This window comes from Trueperella bernardiae (assembly GCF_030246965.1).
Classification (GTDB): Bacteria; Actinomycetota; Actinomycetes; order Actinomycetales; family Actinomycetaceae; genus Trueperella; species Trueperella bernardiae.
Genome location: NZ_CP127099.1, coordinates 705,399 through 727,169, shown reverse-complemented (window position 1 = coordinate 727,169; position 21,771 = coordinate 705,399). Strand labels below are relative to the sequence as shown.

Sequence of the window (21,771 nt, the reverse complement as noted above, 5' to 3'; positions counted from 1 at the left end):
TCCCTACTGCTGCGACTGCTGGGATTCGATCAGTTCCGCCTCGGTCCACGGCAGGCGCACGAGCGGCACCTGGGACGGGGCCACCTTCATCTGGCGCATGGCGAACTCGGCGGTGCCGCTGAAGACGGCCGCGGCGGTGTCGCCACCGTAGCCCGCGCCCGCGGCGTTGTAGATGATGGAGGCGAAGATGATCTTCGGGTCCTCGGCCGGGATCGTCCCCACGAACGTTCCGGCTCGCTTGGTGAGCGCGCCCGAAGCATCCGGCACCTGCGCCGTGCCCGTCTTGCCCGCCACGTTGTAGCCCTCCACGCGCGCCCGCCAGCCGGTGGAGTGCGGGTCGGTGACCGCCTGCATCATCTCGAGCATCGTGTGGGCGGACTGCTCGGTGATGACCTGGCGCGATTCGCCGACCGCCGTGGGCGTGTAATCACCGTCCACGCTTTCCACACCATCCACCAGATGCAACGGGATGTAGACGCCCTTATTGGCAATGACGCTCATCATCTGGCCCAGCTGGAGCGTGGTGGCGCTCCACGCCTGGCCAAACATCGTGGTGTAGTGGGTGCGTCCGGCCCAGTTTTCATACGGGTAGACGACGCCGGAGCTCTCGCCCGGCAGCTCGATGCCGGTGCGCGCGCCGAGGCCGAAGTCCATCATGTACTGGTAGCGCACCGAGTCCTCGATCGTGTCGCCGATCTGGACCAGGCCCGTGTTGTAGGACTTCGCCAGCGTGCCGGCCACCGTGAGGCGCTCGGTGGGGTGCTCGTCGTTGTCCTTGATGACCTCACCGTTCGGCATCTCCAGCCGGCTCGCCACCGTGAACATGTCGAGCGGGGTGACCGTGCCCTCGTTGATCGCGGCAGAGTACGTCACCAGCTTGCCGGTGGATCCGGGCTCGACCACCGCCGAGACCGCCCGCGAGTTCCAGTCTTTCGGATCGGAGGCAGACAGGTTCGCCGGGTCCGGCGATCGCGAATCGGCCAGGGCCAGCACTCTCCCGGTGCCCACTTCGATGACGACGGCGGCGCCCCACTCAGCGCTCTGGCCTGTCACCACCTCGTTGAGGGCGTCCTCGGTGGCCTTTTGCAGGTCGGCGTCGATCGTGAGGTGGACCGAGCCGCCGTCGACGGCGGGGGTCTCGCGGCGCTCGGAGTTGGGGAAGACGGCGCCGCCGGCCGCCACCTCGTATTGGATCATGCCCTCGGTGCCGGAGAGGAGGTCGTCATACTGCTGCTCGATGCCGGCCCGCCCGATCGGGTTGCTCGATTCTTCGGTCTCACCCAGGTAGCCCAGGATCGTGCCGGCCGTGGTACCGCCCGGGTACTGGCGCTGCATGAAGCGCTCGGGGTAGATCCCGCGGATGCCGAGCGCGTTAATCTCCCGCCACTCGTCCGGGGAGATGTCAGAGGCGATGAGCTGCCACTTCGACTTCTTCTCCCCGCCCAGCAACAGGCCGCCCAGCTCGGCCGGGTCGGCGTCGAGCAGGGGCGCGAGGATCTTGGCCGCGGCCGCCGCGCCCGAGCCTGTGACGTTGCCGTCGTCGTCGCGCGTGACGAACTCGGCGATCTCGGTCTGGTCGGCGCGCACGTTGTAGCGCTCAACGGAGGTGGCGAGCACGGCGCCATTGGCGTCCACGATGTCGCCGCGCTTGGCTTCGAGGGGGTAGGTACGCCAGCGGAATTCGCGTGCAGTTTCCGACAGCGCGCCCGCCTGGATCACCTGGAGATAGAAGAGGCGAAGCCCCAGGATCGCGGCGAGGACCATGACCACCAGAGCGGTTGCCCGCATCCGGCGGTTGGTCGTCTTCCGCGCAGCGGTATCGGGCCCCTTCCCGGTTCCCAGACCTCGCCGGATGCCGGCGCGAATCGCCGAAGCAACCGATTGGTCTTGTGCCATCTCATCCCCTAGTCCTGGGCCGGAGCGGTGATCACCCCGGTTTCAAGGTCGACGTGCAGCGCGTTGGTGGCGGGAACCAGGCCGAGTCCCTCCGCGCGCGCACGTAGCTGTTGCGGAGTCGCAACGGCGATGACGTCCTTCTTCAAGGTCGCCTCGCGCGCCGCGGCTTCATTCAGTTCCACACTAATGTTTTTGATCTCGTATGCACCCTGCACCATCCGCGTGTTGAGGTGAAATGCGACGCTGAAAGAGCCGATGAGCAGCAGCGCACACATGAGCACCGCCCCCCAGAAGCCGCGCGCGGGCGCGGGAGTGGGCACCACAGACAGCCCCGGCATCTCGATAACGGGACGGGAGGTGGGCGCGTTCCATGCGCGCTGGCGATCGACAGCGATGCTCATAGGTGATCTCTCCGGTGGTCGGGGTTGGACAGGTGGGATGGGGTGGGTGCGATGCGCTCCACGGCGCGCAGGCGCACGGAGGCACTTCGGGGGTTGGCGGCGATCTCCGCCTCGGTGGCTTTGATCGCACCACGGGTGAGCGCCTTGAGATAGGGTCCATGGCCCTCAAGTTCGAGCGGAAGGCCGGCCGGGGTGGTGGACCTGGTACCCGCGGCGAAGGCGTCCTTGACGATGCGGTCCTCCAGTGACTGGTAGGACTCCACCGCGAGCCGCCCGCCCACCTTGAGCGACTCGATCGCGCGGGGCACGGCCAGTCGCAACGAATCGAGCTCGCCATTGACGGCGATCCGCAGGGCCTGGAAAGTGCGCTTGGCGGGGTTGCCGCCCGTGCGTCGTGCCGGGGCCGGGATCGACTCGCGCACAATCTCCACCAGCTCGCCCGTGCGGGTCAGCGGCTCCTTGTCACGACGACGAACCACCGCCTCCGCGATCCGGCCGGCGAACTTCTCCTCGCCGTACACGCGCAGGATCCGCGCGATCTCGGCCTTGGGTTCGGTTGCCAGGATGTCTGCGGCCGTGCGCGGGCTGGTGGTGTCCATCCGCATGTCGAGCGGGGCGTCAGCGGCGTAGGAAAACCCGCGCTCCTCCTCGTCCAGCTGGAGGGAGGACACGCCCAGGTCCATGAGGATCGCCTCGACCTTCCCGCCCTCGCCGAAGCGGGCGGCGACCTGGTCGACGTCGTCGTACGTGGTGTGAACGGCGGTGAAGCGCTCGCCGAAACGCGCTAGGCGCTCGGAGGCGAGCCGGATGGCCGCCGGGTCGCGGTCGATGCCGACCACGCGGATGTTCGGGAAATCGGTGAGGAACGCCTCGGAGTGCCCGCCCATGCCGAGCGTACAGTCGATGAGTACGCCGCTCTCCAGCGCGGGCGCCAGCAGATCAAGGCAGGTGCGGGCAAGGACCGGCACGTGCAGTGCGTTGTTCGAAGCGTCTGCCACGGCCGCTCCTTTCTTGTTGTGGCCCTCCACCGCTGGCCTGAAGCTGGGGAATTGCCGCAGGACACCGGTGGAGGACCGGCCGTTAGAAGAGCCCGGGGATGAGCTCGTCCTCCCGATCCGCAAACTCGGATTCGTTCGATTCGAGGTACGAATTCCACTTGGCCAGGTCCCACACCTCGACGCGCGTACCAGATCCGATCACGGCTACCTCACGGCCGAGGTCGGCGTATTGACGCAGCGAGGCCGGGATGGTGACCCGGCCCTGCTTGTCAGGAATCTGATCGTTGGCCCCGGAGAGGAAGACGCGGGTGTAGGTGCGTGCATCCTTCGAGGTCATGGGCGCCTGGCGCAGGTTGTCCAGAATGCTTTCGAACTCCGACATGGGAAAGATGTACAGGCAGTGCTCCTGCCCGCGCGTCATCACGAGGCCGCCCTGAAGCTGGTCACGAAACTTCGCAGGGAGGATCAGACGACCCTTGTCGTCCAAACGTGGTTCGTACGTGCCAAGGAACATCTACACCCCCTTTTTCCCGTTGCCACCACTTTACCCCACTTTGCTCCCCTGGCAAGCATTAGACGCGCCAATTTCACGATCTTTTCCGGAATTATCAATGAAAGATCGGGTGGAGGGATTTTCTCACAACGGGCCGGCGGACAGGCCCGCGGGCGGGCCCAATATCCGACAACTCACATATTTCGGGCGAGCGCGGGCAAAGAAAATGCGGCCGAAGCCGCATGTGGTGGAAAGTGGAGGGCTAGCCTTCCTGACGCTTACGCCACTGCTCGCGCTGCCTCTCCATGAAGTCCGACTGGCCAGCCTGCTTGCGCGGCGCCGCCGGCGCGCTGACCTTCGTCATCCCCGCCGACAGGTACCACAGGCCACCGAACACGACGACCACGCCCGCCACGCCCACGATCACCACTTCGCTCGCCACGCCACCGAGCACCACGAGCAGGCCCAGCACGGCCACGATGAGGCCAATCACCAGGTGCTTGGGCGAGAAGCTGGTCTGAACCGCGCCCCTTTCCTCGGACTTCAAGGATTGCGCGAGATGCGGATCGTCGTCGGTCAACTGCGCCTCGAGCTGCTCGAGCATCCTGCGTTCGTAGTCGGAAAGAGCCATGGTTTCTCCCTTGGTCGGTCCGCACATTCTATCAAATGCCCTGACCCGGACGCTCGGCGCTTTCGCCGCGCGGATAACCGCCGCCCTCTCCGGCCCGTTCCACCAACGACGCCGGCCCGAGCACCCCGGCCCCAAACCGGGAGCGGACCTGGTCCATCGCCGCCTCGGCCCGCCCGCGCCGGCCGTCGTCGCCGATCGAAAGCTGGATCCCCTCCTCGATCCCCGCGAGGTTCTCGGCCCGCACCCCGAGCAGACGGATCCCGCCATCAGGCACGCCAGCCGAGTCGAAGAGGCGGCGCGCGGCGTCGAAGATCTCAGCGGCGAGCGCGGTGGGAGCCCCGAGGGTGACCGTGCGGGAGATCGTGGAAAAGTCCGCCGCGGAGCGCAGCTTGATCCCGATCGTCCAAGATACGAAGCCGGCGGCGCGGAGCCTGCGGGCGACGTCGTGGGACAGCTCGAGCAGGGCCCGCTCTCCCTCGGCGCGCGCAGTGAGGGGTTCGAAGTAGGTCTGCTCGCGGCTGATCGACTTTTCCTTGCGGTGCGGGGTGACGGCGCGCGGATCGTGGCCCATCGCGAGCGTGTAGAGCTGGGAGCCGGCCGCCTCCCCGAGCAGGCCGCGCAGGCGGTGCTCGCCGAGGGCGGCGAGGTCGGCCACGGTGTAGATGCCCTTGCGGTCGAGCTTTTCGCGGGTCTTGTCTCCCACGCCCCACAGCGCGCCGACAGGCAGGCCGTGGAGGAAAGGCACGGTTTGGTCGTAGGGAATGAGGAGGAGGCCGTCGGGTTTGGCCTGGGCCGAGGCGATTTTGGCCACGTGCTTGGTGGCGGCAACCCCGATGGAGGCGGTGAGGCGCTCTTGGGCGTAGATGCGGCGACGGATCTCGGTGGCGATGGCCACCGGCGAGCCGAAGATCTTCCGGGCGCCGGCCACGTCGAGGAAGGCCTCGTCCACCGACAGCGGCTCGACCCGCGGGGTGAACTCGTGGAAGATCGCCATGATGCGGGCCGAGACTTCGCCGTACAGGCCCTTCGAGTGGGGCAGGATGATGAGGTTCGGGCACAGGCGTTTCGCGCGGGCCACCGGCATCGCCGAGTTCACCCCGTAGCGGCGGGCTTCGTATGAGGCGGCGGAAATGACGCCGCGATCCAGCCCGCCCACTGCCACCGGCTTGCCCACCAGCTCCGGCTTGGTCAGCAGCTCCACGGAGACGAAGAAGGCATCCATGTCCACGTGCAAGATGGGGGTGCGTGAATCGTCACTCCCCCAGTCTCGCTTGGCGTTACGCGAACGCGGTGCCCGGGACATGGTGCCCTCCTTTCCTTTCCTCTTGAGTCTAGACTGTGGCCATGGCCCGCAAATCGAATGCAGGAATCACGCGCGTCCAGACCGCCATGTCCACCGTGGATCTCGTGGAGCTCGACGGTCTGCTCACCTTGTACGTGGACGGCGTGGAGTCCTCCGCGATCGACCCGAAGGATCCCGCCCACCTCGAGTTCGAGTACATGCAGCACATCCGAATCGCGCTCGACGCGATGATCGAGGGCCCCGTACGCGCCCTACATCTGGGCGGGGCCGGGTGCGCGCTGGCACGGGCGATCGACGCCGAACGGCCCGGCTCGCGCCAGCTGGCCATCGAGATCGACCCCGAGCTCGCCACGCTGGTGCGCGAGTGGATCGACCTGCCCTCCGCGCCGCGCCTGCGCATCCGCGCCGAGGACGCCCGCGTCACGCTCGAAACGAACCAGGGCTCGTGGAACCTCATCGTGCGCGACACCTTCGCCTCCGGCCGCATCCCCCGCTACCTCACCACCGTGGAGGCCCACGCTCACGCCGCACGCCTGCTCGCCGACGGCGGGCTGTACGCACTCAACATCGCCGGCGAGGCGGGCCTGGCCCCGGTCTACCGGGAGGTGCGCGCGTTGCGGGCCAGCTTCGCTCACATCGCCGCGATCGCCGACCCCGCCATCGTCAAGGGCCACCGCTTCGGCAACGTCATCCTGCTCGCCTCCCAGGCGCCGCTCCCGCTCGAGACCATCTCGCGCGCCGTGCGTCGCCTGCCGCTACCCACGGTGGTCGTGGGCCAGGCGCGCCTGGAGGAGTCGGCCGTGGGGGCCACCCTTCTCCACGACGCCGATGTGGGATGGCCGCCGCAGGCCCAGGCAGCGCAGAGCTAACTATTCGCCTTTAGGTGCCTCAGGATCGTCGTCGTCGCGCGAACGCCGGCCGAGCCCCACGCGGAAGCCCTTGCCGATCCGGCGCAGGTCCGAGGTGAAGCCGCGCTCGGTCTTGGTCTTGTGCACGCGGTCGAGCGGCGAGGTCTCCTGCGAGGCGAGGAACTGCTCCACGGCCTGGCCGATCTCATCCGAGGACGGGATGACGGGCGCCGATTCCTCGTTCGTGACGAAGCCGATGTCGGAGGAGTCGTAGTCCTTCTCCAGTGAAGCGACGAGCTCGTCAAACTCGGAGCCCTCCGTGCGCATCTGTTCGATGGCCGCGCGCTGGGAATCCTCCAGCTGCTCCAGGTCACCGAGCGGGAAGGTGGGACCACCGCGGGCCGCCAGCATCTTGATCGCCGCGAGCGCGCCCGCGAAGAACGGGCTCTCCCCGCGCACCAGGTAGAACGGCACGCGCACCCGGATGTTGATCACGGGAACCGAGCGCTGGGCGGCGGCGTGCTCGAAGATGTCGGATAGTTCGGCAAAGTGCTCGGCGAAGCCCTCCACCACCGGGTGCTTCCCCGCCGATTCGGTGGTGCGAATAAGCATGTCCACCGGGCGAGTGTGCGGCACGGGCGCGGGCATCGCGGCGAAGGAGTAGACGGTCTGAACCCCGAAGTGCTCCACGATCTCCAGAACGTCCTCCGCCAGGGCGTTCCACCGGAAATCGGGCTCGGCGCCGCCGAGGTAGAGGAAAGATTCGCCGTGGACGTCGGTGACGAGCATGAGCTCGATGCCCGGCATGGTCATCCCCACAATGTGGCCATCGGAATAGCTGACGATGGGGCGCTGGGCGCGGTAGTCAAACAGCGGGTCCGGGTCGAAGGTGCCGATCCGTTCGGCGTCGAGGGTCTTGATGGTCGCGTCGATGGCGTGGGCCGTGTTGCCGGCATCTACCAGCGGGTCGACCAGGTTGAGCACGAGCGTGCTGACACGCAGGTCATCCGTGCCCGGCTCAAGTGTGTAGAAATGTGCCACGTTCAATCCTCCTCGTTCTACATTCTCACAACGTGTCCGCCGCCGTGAAATATTCCGCGCGTCGGCTTTGCTCACGGCCGAACGTGCATCCGCCGGCAAAAAGGAGGATAATTGAAGCCTTAAAAAGTTTGGGGGTCACCATTGCACACATCCGCCATCGAACGTGCCATTGCCGAGGAGCAGGAGTTTGTTGACGTCGCTTACGCGGCGCTCGACCGCCAGCGCGAGTACTACCGCGACCAGCTCACCCGGGTGCGGGCGGCCGGCGGGCGCGGCACCCCGGGCGCCGTCTCCGAGCGCGACTCCTTCGCCACGCACTACGAGGACAACCTGCTGCGCCTGCGCAACTTGGAGAACCGCCTCGTCATGGGGCGCCTCGACCACAACGACGGGGCGGTGACCCACATCGGGCGCATGACGTTGCGCGACGAGGATCAGCGCATCCTTCTCACCGACTGGCGGGCCCCGCAATCCGAGCCCTTCTACCAGGCCACCGCTGCCCAGCCGGGCACCGTGGTGCGCCGCCGCCACATCCAGACCCGTATGCGGGACGTGACCGGGGTGGAGGACGAGCTGCTCGATAAGGCCACCTCCTCCGACCTCAACCTCACGGGCGAGGGCGCGCTCATGGCCGCCATGGCCCAGGCGCGCGATGGGAAGATGGGCGACATCGTGGGCACCATCCAGGCCGAACAGGACCGGGTGATCCGCTCCGAGGACGCGGGCGTCCTCGTCGTCCAGGGCGGGCCGGGCACGGGCAAGACGGCCGTGGCCCTCCACCGGGCCGCCTACCTGCTCTACACCCACCGCGAGCGCCTGGCCCGCTCCGGTGTGCTCATCATCGGCCCCTCCCCGCTCTTCCTGCGCTACATCGACCAGGTGTTGCCCTCGCTCGGCGAGTCCGACGTCGTGTCCACCACCATCGACGAGCTGCTGCCCGGGATCAGCCCCACGGCGAGCGAGCCGGTGGAGGTGGCCGAGATCAAGGGCCGGGCGGTATGGGCAGACATCGCCAAACGGGCGGTGCGACAGATCGTGCAAAAGCCGCTTCCCGCGCCCGTGTCCTTCAAGGTGGACGGCAAGACGCTCACGCTCACCCCGGACATGGTCGAGGACGCCCAGCGTCGCGCCCGCCGCTCGGGCAAGCCACACAACCAGGCGCGCGAGGTCTACGCCCGCCGCCTCGTCACGGCCCTCGCCGAACAGCTCGCCGCAGCGCTGGAGACCACCGTGGAGGACTCGGACTGGCTCATTTCCGACGTCGCCGAGTCGATCGATGCCCGGCGCGAGATCAACCTTCGCTGGCTGCCCTCCTCCTCGGTCACCCTACTCGAGCGCCTCTACCATTTCCCCGAGCTCCTCGAGCGGGTGGCCCCGCAGCTGAGCCCGGCCGAGCGCGCCGCCCTACGCCGCGAACGCGGCAGCGGCCTAACCCCGGCCGACATCCCCATCCTCGACGAATTGTCCGAGCACCTGGGCGCCTTCGCCTCCGACACCGAGCGCCACGCCAAGACCGCCAAGGAGGCCGAGGAGCGCCAGCTGGGCGAATACGTCAGCTCCACCATGTCCGCCATGGGCCTCGGCGGCGGTATCGTCAATTCCGACATAATGACGCGAAGGGTAGCCGACTCCGACTCCGGGGTCACGCTCGCCGAGCGCGCGATGAACGACCGCACGTGGACGTACGGACACGTGGTGATCGACGAGGCCCAAGAGCTGTCCCCCATGCAGTGGCGAATGATCGAGCGACGCAATCCCTCGCGCTCCATGACGATCGTGGGAGACCTGGACCAGCGCCCGACCGGCGCTCCCGAGGGCGGCTGGGCCAGCGCACTCGGCCCGCTCGCCCAATACCACCGGGTTGAAAGGCTCACCATTTCCTACCGCACGCCCGCCACCGTCCTCACCAAGGCCGCCGAAGTCATGGGCGCTCACGGCCACCCCGTGGGCTTCATGCGCGCCGCGCGCGACTTGGAGGGCTCCCTCGCCTACCACAAGGGTGGGGATGACCAGCTGATCGAGCTGGTTGCCAAGGCATGCGCCGAGCTCGACGCCGACTTCGGCGCTGGGCGCGGGTCGATCGGCGTCGTCGTCGCGAAAGCGGACCACGAGCGCGCCGGGGAGCTCCTCAAATCCTCCCCGCGTCTCAAAGACTGGACGTTGGACCGGCACGGTTTCGATATTTCGGCGAGAATACATGTGTTGACCGCGGGGATGTCGAAGGGGCTGGAGTACGACGTCGTCGTGCTGGTGGAACCTGAGGCCATCCTTGCGGACGGGCCGGGTGACCTGTACGTCGCAATGACTCGCCCCACCAGGCGACTCGACGTCCTGACGCGCGGCCCACGCCCAACTGGTTTCTAGCGAAAGAGTAGACGGTGGCACGGGTCCTGCTTCTTGAAAACCCACACGAGGTCGCAAACGAGGTCTTCGGACAGTACGGGATCGAGGTGGAACGCGTACCCGGCTCCCTGGACACCGACGAACTCATCGCCCGCCTCCAGGGCTTCGACATGGTTGGTATACGCTCCAAGACCAACATCACCCGCGACGTCATCGAAGCCTGCCCGCAGCTGACCGCGATCGGCGCCTACTGCATCGGCACCAACCAGATCGACCTCGAGGCCGCCTCCGACCACGGGGTGGCCGTCTTCAACGCCCCCTACTCCAACACGCGCTCCGTGGTGGAGATGGCGATCGGCGAGCTCATTGCACTCGTGCGCCGCATCCCGCAAAAGAACGCCGCCCTCCACAAGGGCGTGTGGCAAAAGACCGCCGAGGGCGCCCACGAGGTGCGCGGCAAGACGCTCGGCATCATCGGCTACGGCTCGATCGGTTCCCAACTGTCCGTGGTGGCCGAGGCCCTGGGCATGAAGGTCATCTTCCACGACATCGCCGAGCGCCTGGCCCTCGGCAACGCCACCCGGGTCTCACTCGACGAGCTGCTCGCCACCGCCGACGTCGTCTCCCTCCACATCGATGGCCGCCCCGCCAACACGGGCTACTTCGACGCGGAGATGTTTGCAAAGCTCAAGCACGGGGTCATCCTGCTCAACCTCGCCCGCGGGCACGTCATGGATCTTGACGCCCTGCGCGAGGCCCTCCTGTCCGGCCAAGTGGCCGGCGCCGCAGTGGACGTCTTCCCTAGCGAGCCCCTGAAGAACGGTGACCCGTTCTCCTCCGTGCTCATCGGCTTCGACAACGTCATCCTCACCCCGCACATCGGCGGCTCCACCCTCGAGGCCCAAGAGTCGATCGGCAGCTTCGTTAGCGCCAAGCTCCTCAACTACTGGCGCAAGGGCTCCACCGAACTGTCGGTCAACACGCCCAACATCGCCACGGCCCCCGCCGCCGAATCCCTCCACCGCGTGGCCTGGTACCACTGGAACACGCCAGGCGCCCTGGCAGACGTCAACCGCCTGTTCGCCGACGAGGGCGTCAACGTCACCTTCCAGTCCTTGGCCACCCAGGGCGAGTACGGCTACATGGTCACCGACACCGCGGCCGAGGTCCCGGAGGTTATCCTCGAGCGTCTGCAGGAGGCCAAGGCCCACATCCGCCTGCGCCTGCTGACCCGAGAATAGGCTTGCGCACCTCTCCGGGTGCCTCCACGCGGTACTCTTATCCCTAAGTGGGAAGGAGCCCCTATGGACCACATGACACTCGCGCACTCGTACTACGCCGATGGCGTGGCGACCACGATCGAGCCTGTCTCGACCACGATCGACCAGCTGCTTGTCGACGCCACGCGCGATTTTCCCGACCGGGTGGCCATCGACTTCCTCGCTCGCGAGTTCACCTACGCCGAGGTCTTTGACGAGGTGCGCCGGGCCGCCCAGGTGCTCACGATGTGCGGCGTGCGCAAGGGCGATGTCATCTCGGTGATCCTGCCCAACTGCCCCCAGCACTACGTGTCCTTCTACGCTGCCCAGTTCCTCGGGGTGACCGTGGCCGAGCACAACCCACTCGCCCCACCCTCTCAGATCGACGCCCAGATCGACCTGGTGGGATCGACCGTGGTGATCGGCTGGGAGCAGACACTGGAAAAACTGCTGGCAGGCGGCGATTTCAAGGACCGCACCTACCTGGCCGTCAACCTCACCAAGGCCCTGCCCGCCAAGTCCCAGTTCCTGCTCAAAATGCCACTCAAGGCCGCGAAGGCCCAACGCAACAAGCTACGCGGGCGGGTGCCGGACGGGGTGCACTCGTGGGACAACCAAGTCAAGCACAACGCCCCGCTCGACCTCAGCCGGGCGGAGGGCCCCGCGCTCGATGACGTCGCCGCCCTCCTCATGACGGGCGGCACCACGGGCACCCCGAAGGCCGTGGCGCTCAGCCACCGCTCCCTCCTGTCGAACACCAAGCAGATCGAACTGTGGCTGTCCGACCTGGTCTATGGCGAAGAGACCGTGGGCGCCGTGCTGCCCTTCTTCCACGCGTTCGGCCTGCAGCTATCCATGCTCACCTGCGTGGGCCTCGCCGCCACACAGGTGATGACTCCCTCCTTCGACGTCGACATCCTCTTCGCTGCCCACAAGCGCCACCCGCTCACCTTTTTCGGCGGCGTGCCGCCCATGTTTACGAAGATGCTCGACGCAATCGACGCCGGCAAGGTCGCAGACCTTTCGACCATCCGGTATTCGGTGTGCGGCGCGATGGCGCTCGACCCGGAGCTCGCCCGGCGTTGGGAGGAAAAGTCGGGGTTGATGATCGAGGGCTACGGCATGACCGAGGCCTCCCCCGTCATCGCCGGCTCGCCCCTCACCGAACGACGCCGCCCCTCCACCCTCGGCCTGCCCTTCCCATCCACCGAGGTGAGGATCGTCGACCCCGAAAACCGCTCGGTGGAGGTTGCCGACGGGGAAATCGGCGAGCTTGCCGTGCGCGGGCCGCAGGTCTTCCAGGGCTACTACAAAAACCCCGAGGAGACCAAGAATACCCTCAAGGACGGGTGGCTGTACACGGGAGACCTGGGGCGCTGGGATGACGGCTTCCTCGTCATGGCCGACCGGCGCAAGGAAATGATCATCAACTCTGGCTTCAACGTCTACCCCTCCGAGGTGGAGTCCGCCGTGCGCGACATGCCGGGTGTGGTGGACGTGGCCGTGGTGGGCATGCCCACAGACACGTTCTCCGAGTCCGTGGTGGCCGCGCTCGTGCTCGAGCCCGGGGCCACGGTGGACCTGGAGGCGGTGCGGGCGTGGACGGAAGACAAGCTCTCCCACTACGCCATGCCCAAGTCGATCGCCATCTTCGACGAGCTGCCCCGCTCCCAGCTGGGCAAGGTCATGCGCAAGAACGTGACCGAGCGGCTGGCGAACCTCGAGCTGGTCTCCGGCCAGTGGCGCGAGCGCGTCTCGGAGGCCACCGCGAAGCGCGCCGAGCGCCTCGACGAGTACGTGGCCTCCGTCAAGGAGCGGGCCGCGCGGATGACTGGTAGCGCGCCCGAAGAACCCCAGACGACCGAGGAGCCTGGGGCGAGCAACGCGCCTGAGAAGCACGAGGCAACCGAGGCGCCTAAGGCGGCCACGGACGGCGAGACCTCACCCGCTGACGAGTAGACAAGTAGGAGACCGTCTCACCCGTGCGAGCCTCCGCCCGCGGCGAGCGATCACGACGAGCAGGTACGGCTAGTTCTTCAGCGCGGCGATCGCCTGCTCGAAGTCCTCGAGCGATTCGAAGTTGGAATAGACGGAGGCAAAGCGCAGGTAGGCCACCTTGTCGAGATCGCGCAGGGGCTCGAGGATCGCCAGGCCCACGTCCTGTGAGTCGATTTGGGCAACGCCGGAGGCGCGGATCGCCTCCTCCACCTTTTGGGCGAGGACCGCGAGCTGGTCGGACGTCACGGGCCTGCCCTGGCAGGCCCTCCCAACGCCCTTGATCACCTTGTCCCGTGAGAAGGGCTCGGTGGCACCCGAGCGCTTGGTCACCATGAGGGTCGCTGTCTCCGTGGTGGAGAATCGGCGCCAGCACTGCGGGCATTCACGGCGCCGGCGGATGAGTTGGCCGTCGTCAGAGGTGCGCGTGTCGATCACGCGCGAATCTTCATAGTGACAAAAGGGACAGAACATGGTCATAAAGCTACCGCCCGCACTGAAGGATCGGCAAGACAGCGCCCCATGTCCGCGCTGATCCACCGCTGCCCGCGCGATGACCCCAACCATGCGCCGGCCCTCGATCAGTACGCCGGCAGGAGCAGCTGGGCGCCGGCTTCGATGTGCGTACCATCGAGCGCGTTGAGCGACATGATGTCACGCACCACCTGCTCAGTGGGCAGGCCGCTTCCCATGGCACTGGCGATCGACCACAGCGAGTCCCCCGCCATCACCGTGGTGACCGCGCCTGCCTGGGGGCCGACGCCGAGGGCGGCGTAGAGGAAGATGGCCAGGGCGAAGGCGAAAATTGCGACCGCCGCAACGGCGAGCCCCGCGAGCACATTGCGCTGGCGAGCGTTCATCCTGGAACGCTGCTGTGCCACCGATCGTGCAGGCGCCGCGCCCCGAACCGCGCGCGCCGCGCCCGCCCGCTGCGCCCGAGCAACCACGGGTACCGTGGCCACGCGCTCCACGGGCCGCGAAGCTACCACCCGCCGGGCCGGCGCAGTATCGGCAGAACCGGGCGTGGGAACAGCACGCAGGATTCGAGCTGAGCGATCGGGCCGCACGGCCACCTTGCGCTCGCCGGCGCGCACCGCGCGCAACGTGGGCCGCGACGCAGGCCGGACCTCAATGGTGGCATCGCTTCGAAGTGCAGTCATGTCTCCTCCTCGAACATACGTTCGTCGAACATCTGTTTGAATCTTACCGGAGGAGCTCCACGGTGTCTAGAACCTGTGTTCGACACACATTAGAACAGATGTTTGAACTCGCTTTGCTCACCCGATAACCTGTAGGAGAAAGTCAATCAGGCCGCTCCGACAACTTTTTCTGGAGCCGTGAGGGGGAGCCATGAGCATCTCGGATCGCCAACTCGCTATCCTGCGCGCTATCTGTTCGGCGATCGCCGAACGGGGCTTCCCTCCCACCGTGCGCGAAATCGGCCTAAGCGTTGGCCTCAAGTCCTCGTCCTCGGTCAAGTACCAGCTAGATCTGCTCGAGCGCGAAGGGTACCTCGCGCGCGATCCACGCCGCCCCCGCACGATTGAGGTCACAGAGCGCGGCCTCGAAATCGCCGGCTTCGAGCTGCAAATCCCCGCAATCCCCACCAGCTTCCATGTGGAGGGCACCGCCGTCTACCGGCTCAACGATACCGATATCGCCATCAACGCCCCCGTCAACGTCCCGGCGGTCGGCCGCATCGCGGCCGGCGGCCCGATCCTGGCCGAGCAGCACGTGGAGGACGTGTTCCCGCTCCCCCGCCAACTCACGGGAGACGGGGATCTGTTCATGCTCTTGGTCTCAGGCGATTCGATGATCGACGCCGCGATCTGTGACGGGGACTGGGTGGTGGTGCGCCGCCAGCCCGTGGCCGAGAACGGGGAGATCGTGGCCGCGATGATCGATGGGGAGGCCACGGTCAAGACCCTCTCGCGCAAGGACGGGCACGTGTGGCTCCTGCCCCGCAATTCGAATTACGCGCCCATCCCGGGCGACGAGGCCCAGATCCTAGGCAAGGTCGTTACCGTTCTTCGAGCCCTGTAGCCAGCCGCTCCAGCGCTGTGAGCACCACGGCCCGGTCGGTCGTGCGCCACATGTCCGGCAACGACGCCAATAGAAAGCCCGAGTAGCGCGCCTTACGCAGGCGCGAGTCCAGCACGGCCACCACGCCCCGGTCGTCGATCCGGCGCAGCAGCCGGCCGGCCCCTTGGGCAAGCAGGAGCGCCGCGTGCGTGGCAGAGACGGTCATGAACGGATTCCGCCCTGACTCGCCTGCGGCCTGGGTGCGCGCCTGAATGAGCGGGTCGTCCGGGCGCGGGAACGGGATGCGATCGATGACGACCAGCCGGCACGTGGGCCCGGGTACGTCCACGCCCTGCCACAGCGAGAGCGTGCCGAACAGGCTCGCGCTCGGGTCGGCCGCGAACTGTTCGAGCAGAGTCGGCAGCTGGTCATCCCCCTGGCATGCCACCGGAAGGTCGATCCGCTCGCGCACGTACTCGGCTGCCCGGGTCGCACCGGCACGCGAGGTGAACAGGCACAACGCCCCGCCCCGCGAGGCCTCGATGAGGTCCACGATCTCCTGCAGGTGCTCATCCCCGTAGCCCTCCCGGCCGGGGGCGGACAGGTGCTTGGCCACGTAAAGGATGCCCTGGCGCCGCTCGTCGAATGGCGTGCCGACGTCGAGCCCGCTCCACTCCCCCTGGCTGGGGAAGGTGAAGCCCACCCGGCCGGCCATCGCGTCGAAGCTCCCACCCAGTTGTAGCGTGGCCGAGGTCAGCACCACCGGTGTGTCCTCGAACAGGCCCGAGGCGATCGCGCCCGACACGTCGAGCGGGGCCAGGTAGAGCGCGCGGTTGTCGTTGTACTCACTGACCCACGCCACGAGCCGCCCTTCACTCACCGCCCCCGAGATCAGGTCAGCACACAGGTTCACCAGCTCCGTCAGCCGAGAGCGCAGAACGTTCTTGGTGGCGTTCGCCTCCTCGTTCGAGCTCGAGAGCGAGGCGACTTCGCCGCCCGCGGTCTGCGCTTTGCCCATGATGCGCGCGATCGTATCGGAAAGCGCGTCGCCGATCCGGATGAGCCGACCCTCGTTGACGGCGCCGAGCGCGTCGGCCAGCTCGTCGGCGACGTCGCCCAACCCCTCGTCGTCGAGCCCAGCCTGGCGCAGCATTCGCGCGATGCTACGCAGCTCGTAGCCGGTGAGCGAGCGCGTGAGCTGGCCGGTTACGCGGTCGACCAGGTCGTGGGCCTCGTCCACGATGTAGGCGTCCGACTCGGGCAGCACGGGCGTGCCGGCGGCCTGGATGCCGAGGAGGGCGTGGTTTGTTACCACGATGTCGGCCTCCTCCGCCTGCGCGCGGGCCATGCGCGGGAAGCACTCGTGGCGCAGCGAGCAGTGCTCGCCGATACACTCGCGCTTTTGGATGGAGATCTGGTTCCATGCCCGGTCGGACACGCCGGGGACCAGGTCGTCGCGGTCGCCGGTATCGGTGGCGAGGGCCCACTCGCGGGCGCGCACCACCTCCTCGCCTGTGGCGGTCGCCCCCACCTCACCCTCGGCGCGCGAAAGCAGCGCGTCTTCCTCGGGAAACCCGCCATCGGCCTTGCGCAGGCAGGCGTAGTTGTTCCACCCCTTAAGCAACGCGACTTCCACGTGCGAGCCCATCGTCTCCCGGATCGCGTCGGCCACCGCCGGCGCGTCCTGCGTGATGATCTGGCGCTGGAGCGGCAAGGTGGCCGTGGAGATCGTGGCGCGCTTGCCTGTGGCTGCCGACCACGCCATCGCCGGCACGAGGTATCCAAACGACTTGCCCGTGCCCGTGCCCGCCTCCACCATGAGGTGGGATTCCTCCGTCAGCGCCTCGTAGACGGCGTCGACCATCCGTTCCTGGCCCTCGCGCGGCTTGCCGCCGATTCCTGCCACGAGGTGGGCGAGCACCTCGCGCGGTGTCGCCTCGCTCACGCCTGCCCGCCCAGGGCCTCTACCGCCGCGGCCACGTCCGGGTTGACCCGCGCCACCATATGCGTGCCGGCCTCCTCGTGGGATTCGTGCAGGATCTCCCCGTCCTCGTGGATGCGGCTGACGAGGTCACCCCGGTCGTACGGGATGACGACGTCGACCGCCACCTGCGGGTGCGGCAGCAGCTCCTCGATGCGGGTGCGCAGCTCCTCGATGCCCTCCCCTGTTACCGCCGAGACGACCATCGCGTCCGGGAACCGGCTCCGCAAGGTTGCCACGGTCACCGGGTCAGCAATATCGACCTTGGACAGCACGATGAGCTCGGGCACGTCAAGCGCGCCGTCGACGTCGGCAAGCACCTCGTGGACGGCGTCGACCTGGGCCACCGGGTCGTCGTGAGCGGCGTCGACCACGTGAAGCAGCACGTCGGCGTCGGCGGCCTCCTCCAGCGTGGAGCGGAACGCCTCGACGAGCTGGGTGGGCAGGTTGCGCACAAAACCCACTGTGTCGGTCAGCGTGTACTCGCGCCCGTCGCGCGTGAGCGCCCGCCGCACCGTGGGGTCGAGCGTGGCGAACAGTGCGTTCTCCACGAGCACCCCGGCGTCCGTCAGCACGTTCATGAGCGAGGACTTGCCCGCGTTCGTATATCCCACGACCACGACCGACGGCGTGCGATTCTTGCGCCGGGCGGCACGCTTGGTCTGGCGCGCGTTGCCCATGTGGGCGATGTCCTTGCGCAGCTTGGCCATGCGCCGGTGGATGCGCCGGCGGTCGAGCTCGATCTTCGTCTCACCCGGGCCGCGAGAGCCGATGCCCTCGCCACTGGCAACGCGGCCGCCGGCCTGCCGGGACATCGATTCTCCCCAGCCGCGCAGGCGCGGTAGCAAGTATTCGAGCTGGGCGAGCTCCACCTGGGCCTTGCCCTCGCGCGACTTGGCGTGCTGGGCGAAGATGTCGAGGATGAGGGCCGTGCGGTCGACGACCTTGACCTTGACGATGTCCTCCAGGGCGCGGCGCTGGGACGGGCTCAGCTCGGAGTCCGCGATGACCGTGTCCGCGCCCGTGGCCGCCACAAGCTCGGCCAGCTCGCGGGCCTTACCCGAGCCGAAGTAGGTGGCCGGGTCGGGGTGCGGGCGGCGCTGGAGAGCGCCGTCGAGAACCTGGGAACCCGCCGTCGTGGCCAGCGCCGCGAGCTCGCGCAACGACTCCTCGCCGGCCTTCATGTCATCATCCACCACGCCGATGAGGACCACGCGCTCGAGGCGCAACTGGCGGTATTCAACCTCGGTAACGTCGGTCAGTTCGGTGGACAGCCCCTCCACGCGCCGCAACGAGGAGCGCTCCTCGCGATCCAGCGAATCGCCCGCCCAGTGGCCCCCGTAGGCCGGGTCTTCCTGAAGCGCCGTGCCCTCGCGGGATGTGAAGTTGCTGTTAATGAGTCTCTCCTCGTCTTTCCTCTATTGTCTATCAGCGGGGAAAAAATGGGAAACGCGCCGCCGCCGCGGTATCGTTAGGCCGTGAGCGAGCACTACTTTTCTTCCCATCCCACCTCTGATTCGGCGGTGCGCCAGATCGACGTCCGCCTTCTGGGTGAAGACTACCGCGTGAGCACCACCGCCGGGATTTTTTCACCACAGGGCCTGGATAAGGGCACCGCGGTCCTCCTCCACAAGACGCCTTTGCCCGAACTACCCGCCGGCTCCACCATCGTCGACCTCGGCTGCGGCTGGGGCCCGCTCACCCTCGCCCTCGCCCGCCACTACCCGGCTTCCACCGTGATCGGCATCGACGTCAACGAGCGCGCCCGCGCGCTCACCGCCAAGAATGCCGACGACGCCGGCCTTGCCAACGTCCGCGTGGCCGAAGGGCCCGACAACGCCACCGCGCACATCGACCTGCTGTGGTCTAACCCGCCGATCCGGATCGGCAAGGAGGCCCTCCACGAGCTGCTCACCACCTGGCTCGTACGCCTCGCCCCCACCGGGGTGGCCTACCTCGTGGTCCAGCGCAACCTCGGCGCCGACTCCCTCGCCTCCTGGCTCACCGAGCAGGGGTTTGCCACGTCGAAGCTGCGATCACAGAAGGGCTACCGGGTGCTCGAGGTGCGCCCGAGCGCGCCGTAGGCGGCTCGCGCCACCTCGCTCAGATCGCCTTCCACGTCGATCCACGTGATGCGCGGGTCGCGCCCGAACCACGTGCGCTGCTTCTTGGCCAGGCGCCGGGTAGCCTGAGCGACCGACTCGACCGCCTCGTCCACGCCCATCTCGCCGTCGATGACGGCGATGGCCTCCGCATACCCCGTAGCCTTGCGTGCCGTCTCCCCCTCGCGTAGCCCACACTCAAGCAGGGCGCGAGTCTCCTCGAGCAGCCCGCCAGCGAACATTTTCGCCGCCCGCTGCCCGATCGCCTCGTTCAGCACCTCGCGCTCGCGCCGGACCCCGAGCATGACGACGTCGTCGTAATGGCTGGTGTGGCGCGGAAAGACGGGGGTGTAAGACCGGCCCGTCAGGCGCACCACCTCAAGCGCGCGGATGACTCGCCGCGGGTTTTTCAGGTTGATGGTCTGCGCGCTCACCGGGTCGAGGTCGCGCAACTCCTCGATGAGCGGGCTCAGGCCGCTCTCGGCATGGACGCGCTCGAGCTCGGCGCGGATCTTTGGGTCGGTGCCCGGGAAGTCGAGCTCATCGAGCAGGCCGGAGACGTACAGGCCCGAGCCGCCCACCACCATCGGGATCTTGCCCCGGCCCAGGATCGCCTCGAGTTCGGCCCGCGCGTGGCGCTGGTAGCCGGCAACGGACGCCACGTCGGTCACGTCGAGCACGTCGAGCTGGTGGTGTGCGATACCGCGCCGCTCTTCTACGGGTAGCTTGGCGGTGCCGATGTCCATGCCGCGGTAGAGCTGCATGGCGTCAGCCGAGATGATCTCCACCTCGCCGGGCCCACCCAGCAACTCGGCTAGCTCGAGCGAGAGCGCGCTCTTGCCTGCCGCCGTGGACCCCACCACCGCGATGATCACGATCGCGGGCGGATGGTCGGCAGTCCAAGTCTGACGGGCGCGATGCCCGCGGCCTCATTGGCCAGCTCGGCGCGGCGCTTGACTCCGCGCTCCCAGGCATCCCCGGCGCGCGTGCGGCGAATCGAGAACGTGCCGCCCTCGAGGGCCGAGTCGGCCAGCAGGTGGTGGGGAGCACCATACGTGACGGTGGCCCGCACGCAGTCGCCCGGGCGCGGGCGCTCCGATTCCAGCAGACCCTCCGGCAGGGCCACGTGGACCAGGCGGTTGTCCTCGGCGCGGCCCGTCACGCGCTCGGTCGCCCCATCCTTGCGACCCTCACCCTCGGAGATGAGGACCTCCACCGTGGTGCCTTCGAGCGCCTTCGCGTCCTCGGCGCTGATGCGCTCCTGGAGGGCGACCAGCCTGTTGAGCCGGTCCTTCGCCACCTCCTCCGGCACCTGGTCGGCCATGTCGGCCGCCGGGGTGCCCGGGCGCGGCGAATAGATGAAGGTAAAGGCCGAGCTGAAGCGCGAGGCCTCCACCACGTCGAGCGTGGCCTGGAAGTCCTCCTCGGTCTCTCCGGGGAAGCCCACGATGATATCGGTGGTGATCGCGGCGTTCGGGATCTTCGCCCGCACGCGGTCCAGGATCCCAAGGAAGCGCTCGGAACGGTACGAACGGCGCATGGCCCGCAGGATCCGATCCGAGCCGGACTGCAGGGGCATGTGAAGGGAGGGCATGACGTTCGGGGTCTTAGCCATCGCGGCGATCACATCGTCAGTGAAGGCGGCCGGGTGCGGTGAGGTGAAGCGCACGCGCTCCAGGCCCTCGATCTCACCCGTGGCCCGCAGCAACTTGGCGAACGCGCCGCGGTCACCAAAACCAACGCCATATGAATTGACGTTCTGGCCGAGCAGGGTCACCTCGATGGCACCCTCAGCCACCACGGCCTCGACTTCGGACAGGACCTCCCCCGGCCGCCGGTCCCGTTCCTTGCCGCGCAGGTGCGGCACGATGCAAAACGTGCACGTGTTGTTACAGCCCACCGAGATGGAGACCCACGCAGCGTAAACCGACTCGCGATGCGTGGGCAGGGTGGAGGGGAAAACCTTGAGCGACTCCTCAATCTCCACCGCCGCCTCATCATTGTGCCGGGCGCGCTCGAGCAACGCGGGCAGCACGTCAAGGTTGTGGGTGCCCAGGACGACGTCAACCCACGGCGCCTTCTCCACGATCCCGCCACGCAGCTGCTGGGCTAGGCACCCGCCCACGGCGATCTGCATGCCGGGGCGCTGACGCTTGACGGCCGCGAGCTGGCCGAGGTTGCCGAACAGCTTGGTGGCCGCGTTCTCGCGCACGGAGCACGTGTTGATCACCAGTACATCCGCGCCCTCGTCCCCCGCGTCGGTGGCGCGCGCCGCCTTGTCGGGCACCTCGGACACGGGCACATACCCGGCCGCGTCGAGGAGGCCGGCCAGGCGCTCGGAATCGTGGACGTTCATCTGGCACCCGAGGGTGCGCACCGCGTAAGTCTTCAGCTCAGTCATCCCCGCCAGTCTACTGGCAAACGTCCGCGGCCCCACCTCCCACATCTGCGAGATGGC

General features: G+C 67.7%; 19 protein-coding genes. 6 read left to right on the top strand and 13 right to left on the bottom strand.

The window, feature by feature from the left end:
• Positions 1-3: 3 nt before the first annotated feature.
• From QPC17_RS03350 to dinB, 6 genes are all read right to left on the bottom strand, one after another.
• Complete coding sequence (locus tag QPC17_RS03350; RefSeq protein ID WP_062612171.1) at positions 4-1,896, bottom strand: peptidoglycan D,D-transpeptidase FtsI family protein; 1,893 nt, start codon at positions 1,894-1,896, stop codon at positions 4-6.
• Between the two features lie 8 nt (positions 1,897-1,904).
• Positions 1,905-2,297, bottom strand: a complete 393-nt coding sequence (ftsL, locus tag QPC17_RS03345; RefSeq protein ID WP_062612169.1) for a cell division protein FtsL — start codon at positions 2,295-2,297, stop codon at positions 1,905-1,907.
• Positions 2,294-3,295 carry a 16S rRNA (cytosine(1402)-N(4))-methyltransferase RsmH gene (gene rsmH, locus QPC17_RS03340; RefSeq protein WP_101923417.1) on the bottom strand — a complete coding sequence of 334 codons (1,002 nt, stop codon included), beginning with the start codon at positions 3,293-3,295 and terminating at the stop codon, positions 2,294-2,296. Before rsmH ends, ftsL begins: the two co-directional genes overlap by 4 nt.
• 82 nt (positions 3,296-3,377) lie before the next feature.
• Positions 3,378-3,809: a division/cell wall cluster transcriptional repressor MraZ gene (gene mraZ / locus QPC17_RS03335; RefSeq protein WP_062612165.1), complete on the bottom strand. Its 432-nt coding sequence runs from the start codon at positions 3,807-3,809 to the stop codon at positions 3,378-3,380.
• A 241-nt stretch (positions 3,810-4,050) separates the two neighbouring features.
• Complete coding sequence (locus tag QPC17_RS03330) at positions 4,051-4,419, bottom strand: DUF3040 domain-containing protein (protein WP_062612163.1); 369 nt, start codon at positions 4,417-4,419, stop codon at positions 4,051-4,053.
• A 31-nt stretch (positions 4,420-4,450) separates the two neighbouring features.
• Positions 4,451-5,722, bottom strand: coding sequence for a DNA polymerase IV (dinB, locus tag QPC17_RS03325; protein WP_068538397.1), 1,272 nt, complete (start codon positions 5,720-5,722; stop codon positions 4,451-4,453).
• 41 nt (positions 5,723-5,763) lie between these two features.
• On the opposite strand from dinB, the gene QPC17_RS03320 reads away from it, so the two are divergent.
• Positions 5,764-6,591, top strand: a complete 828-nt coding sequence (locus QPC17_RS03320) for a spermidine synthase (protein ID WP_068538398.1) — start codon at positions 5,764-5,766, stop codon at positions 6,589-6,591.
• Here the strand turns inward: QPC17_RS03320 and QPC17_RS03315 are convergent, their stop codons facing one another.
• Entirely contained in the window at positions 6,592-7,611 is a 1,020-nt protein-coding gene (locus tag QPC17_RS03315; protein WP_070445393.1) for a PAC2 family protein, read from the bottom strand.
• Positions 7,612-7,752: 141 nt separating this feature from the next.
• Here QPC17_RS03315 and QPC17_RS03310 point away from each other — a divergent pair, with 141 nt between their 5' ends.
• The 3 genes from QPC17_RS03310 (at position 7,753) to QPC17_RS03300 (ending at position 13,172) form a co-directional block, all read left to right on the top strand.
• Positions 7,753-9,975: a HelD family protein gene (locus tag QPC17_RS03310; protein WP_068538400.1), complete on the top strand. Its 2,223-nt coding sequence runs from the start codon at positions 7,753-7,755 to the stop codon at positions 9,973-9,975.
• Positions 9,976-9,989: 14 nt separating this feature from the next.
• Positions 9,990-11,195 (top strand): phosphoglycerate dehydrogenase, encoded by a 1,206-nt coding sequence (serA, locus tag QPC17_RS03305; RefSeq protein ID WP_062612153.1) that lies wholly within the window; start codon positions 9,990-9,992, stop codon positions 11,193-11,195.
• 63 nt (positions 11,196-11,258) lie between these two features.
• Positions 11,259-13,172 (top strand): AMP-binding protein, encoded by a 1,914-nt coding sequence (locus tag QPC17_RS03300; RefSeq protein ID WP_285347462.1) that lies wholly within the window; start codon positions 11,259-11,261, stop codon positions 13,170-13,172.
• A gap of 69 nt (positions 13,173-13,241) precedes the next feature.
• Here QPC17_RS03300 and nrdR read toward each other — a convergent pair whose 3' ends face one another.
• Both nrdR and QPC17_RS03290 read right to left on the bottom strand, forming a co-directional pair.
• Entirely contained in the window at positions 13,242-13,682 is a 441-nt protein-coding gene (gene nrdR / locus QPC17_RS03295; RefSeq protein WP_068538523.1) for a transcriptional regulator NrdR, read from the bottom strand.
• A 107-nt stretch (positions 13,683-13,789) separates the two neighbouring features.
• Entirely contained in the window at positions 13,790-14,368 is a 579-nt protein-coding gene (locus QPC17_RS03290; RefSeq protein ID WP_082661053.1) for a LysM peptidoglycan-binding domain-containing protein, read from the bottom strand.
• A gap of 190 nt (positions 14,369-14,558) precedes the next feature.
• On the opposite strand from QPC17_RS03290, the gene lexA reads away from it, so the two are divergent.
• Positions 14,559-15,251 (top strand): transcriptional repressor LexA, encoded by a 693-nt coding sequence (gene lexA / locus QPC17_RS03285; RefSeq protein ID WP_068538404.1) that lies wholly within the window; start codon positions 14,559-14,561, stop codon positions 15,249-15,251.
• Here lexA and QPC17_RS03280 read toward each other — a convergent pair.
• Both QPC17_RS03280 and hflX read right to left on the bottom strand, forming a co-directional pair.
• On the bottom strand, positions 15,229-17,175 hold the full coding sequence (locus QPC17_RS03280; RefSeq protein WP_285347461.1) for an ATP-dependent DNA helicase: 1,947 nt from the start codon (positions 17,173-17,175) through the stop codon (positions 15,229-15,231). The two genes, lexA and QPC17_RS03280, sit on opposite strands and share 23 nt — an antisense overlap.
• On the bottom strand, positions 17,172-18,608 hold the full coding sequence (hflX, locus tag QPC17_RS03275) for a GTPase HflX (protein WP_083200507.1): 1,437 nt from the start codon (positions 18,606-18,608) through the stop codon (positions 17,172-17,174). Before hflX ends, QPC17_RS03280 begins: the two co-directional genes overlap by 4 nt.
• An 81-nt stretch (positions 18,609-18,689) precedes the next feature.
• Between hflX and QPC17_RS03270 the strand changes: the two genes are divergently transcribed.
• Positions 18,690-19,295, top strand: coding sequence for a class I SAM-dependent methyltransferase (locus QPC17_RS03270; RefSeq protein WP_062612143.1), 606 nt, complete (start codon positions 18,690-18,692; stop codon positions 19,293-19,295).
• Here QPC17_RS03270 and miaA read toward each other — a convergent pair.
• Complete coding sequence (miaA, locus tag QPC17_RS03265; protein WP_068538405.1) at positions 19,259-20,188, bottom strand: tRNA (adenosine(37)-N6)-dimethylallyltransferase MiaA; 930 nt, start codon at positions 20,186-20,188, stop codon at positions 19,259-19,261. The two genes, QPC17_RS03270 and miaA, sit on opposite strands and share 37 nt — an antisense overlap.
• The gene (gene miaB / locus QPC17_RS03260; RefSeq protein WP_143601944.1) at positions 20,185-21,714 is read right to left on the bottom strand and encodes a tRNA (N6-isopentenyl adenosine(37)-C2)-methylthiotransferase MiaB; all 1,530 of its coding nucleotides are present in this window, start codon (positions 21,712-21,714) and stop codon (positions 20,185-20,187) included. Before miaB ends, miaA begins: the two co-directional genes overlap by 4 nt.
• Positions 21,715-21,771: the final 57 nt, after the last annotated feature.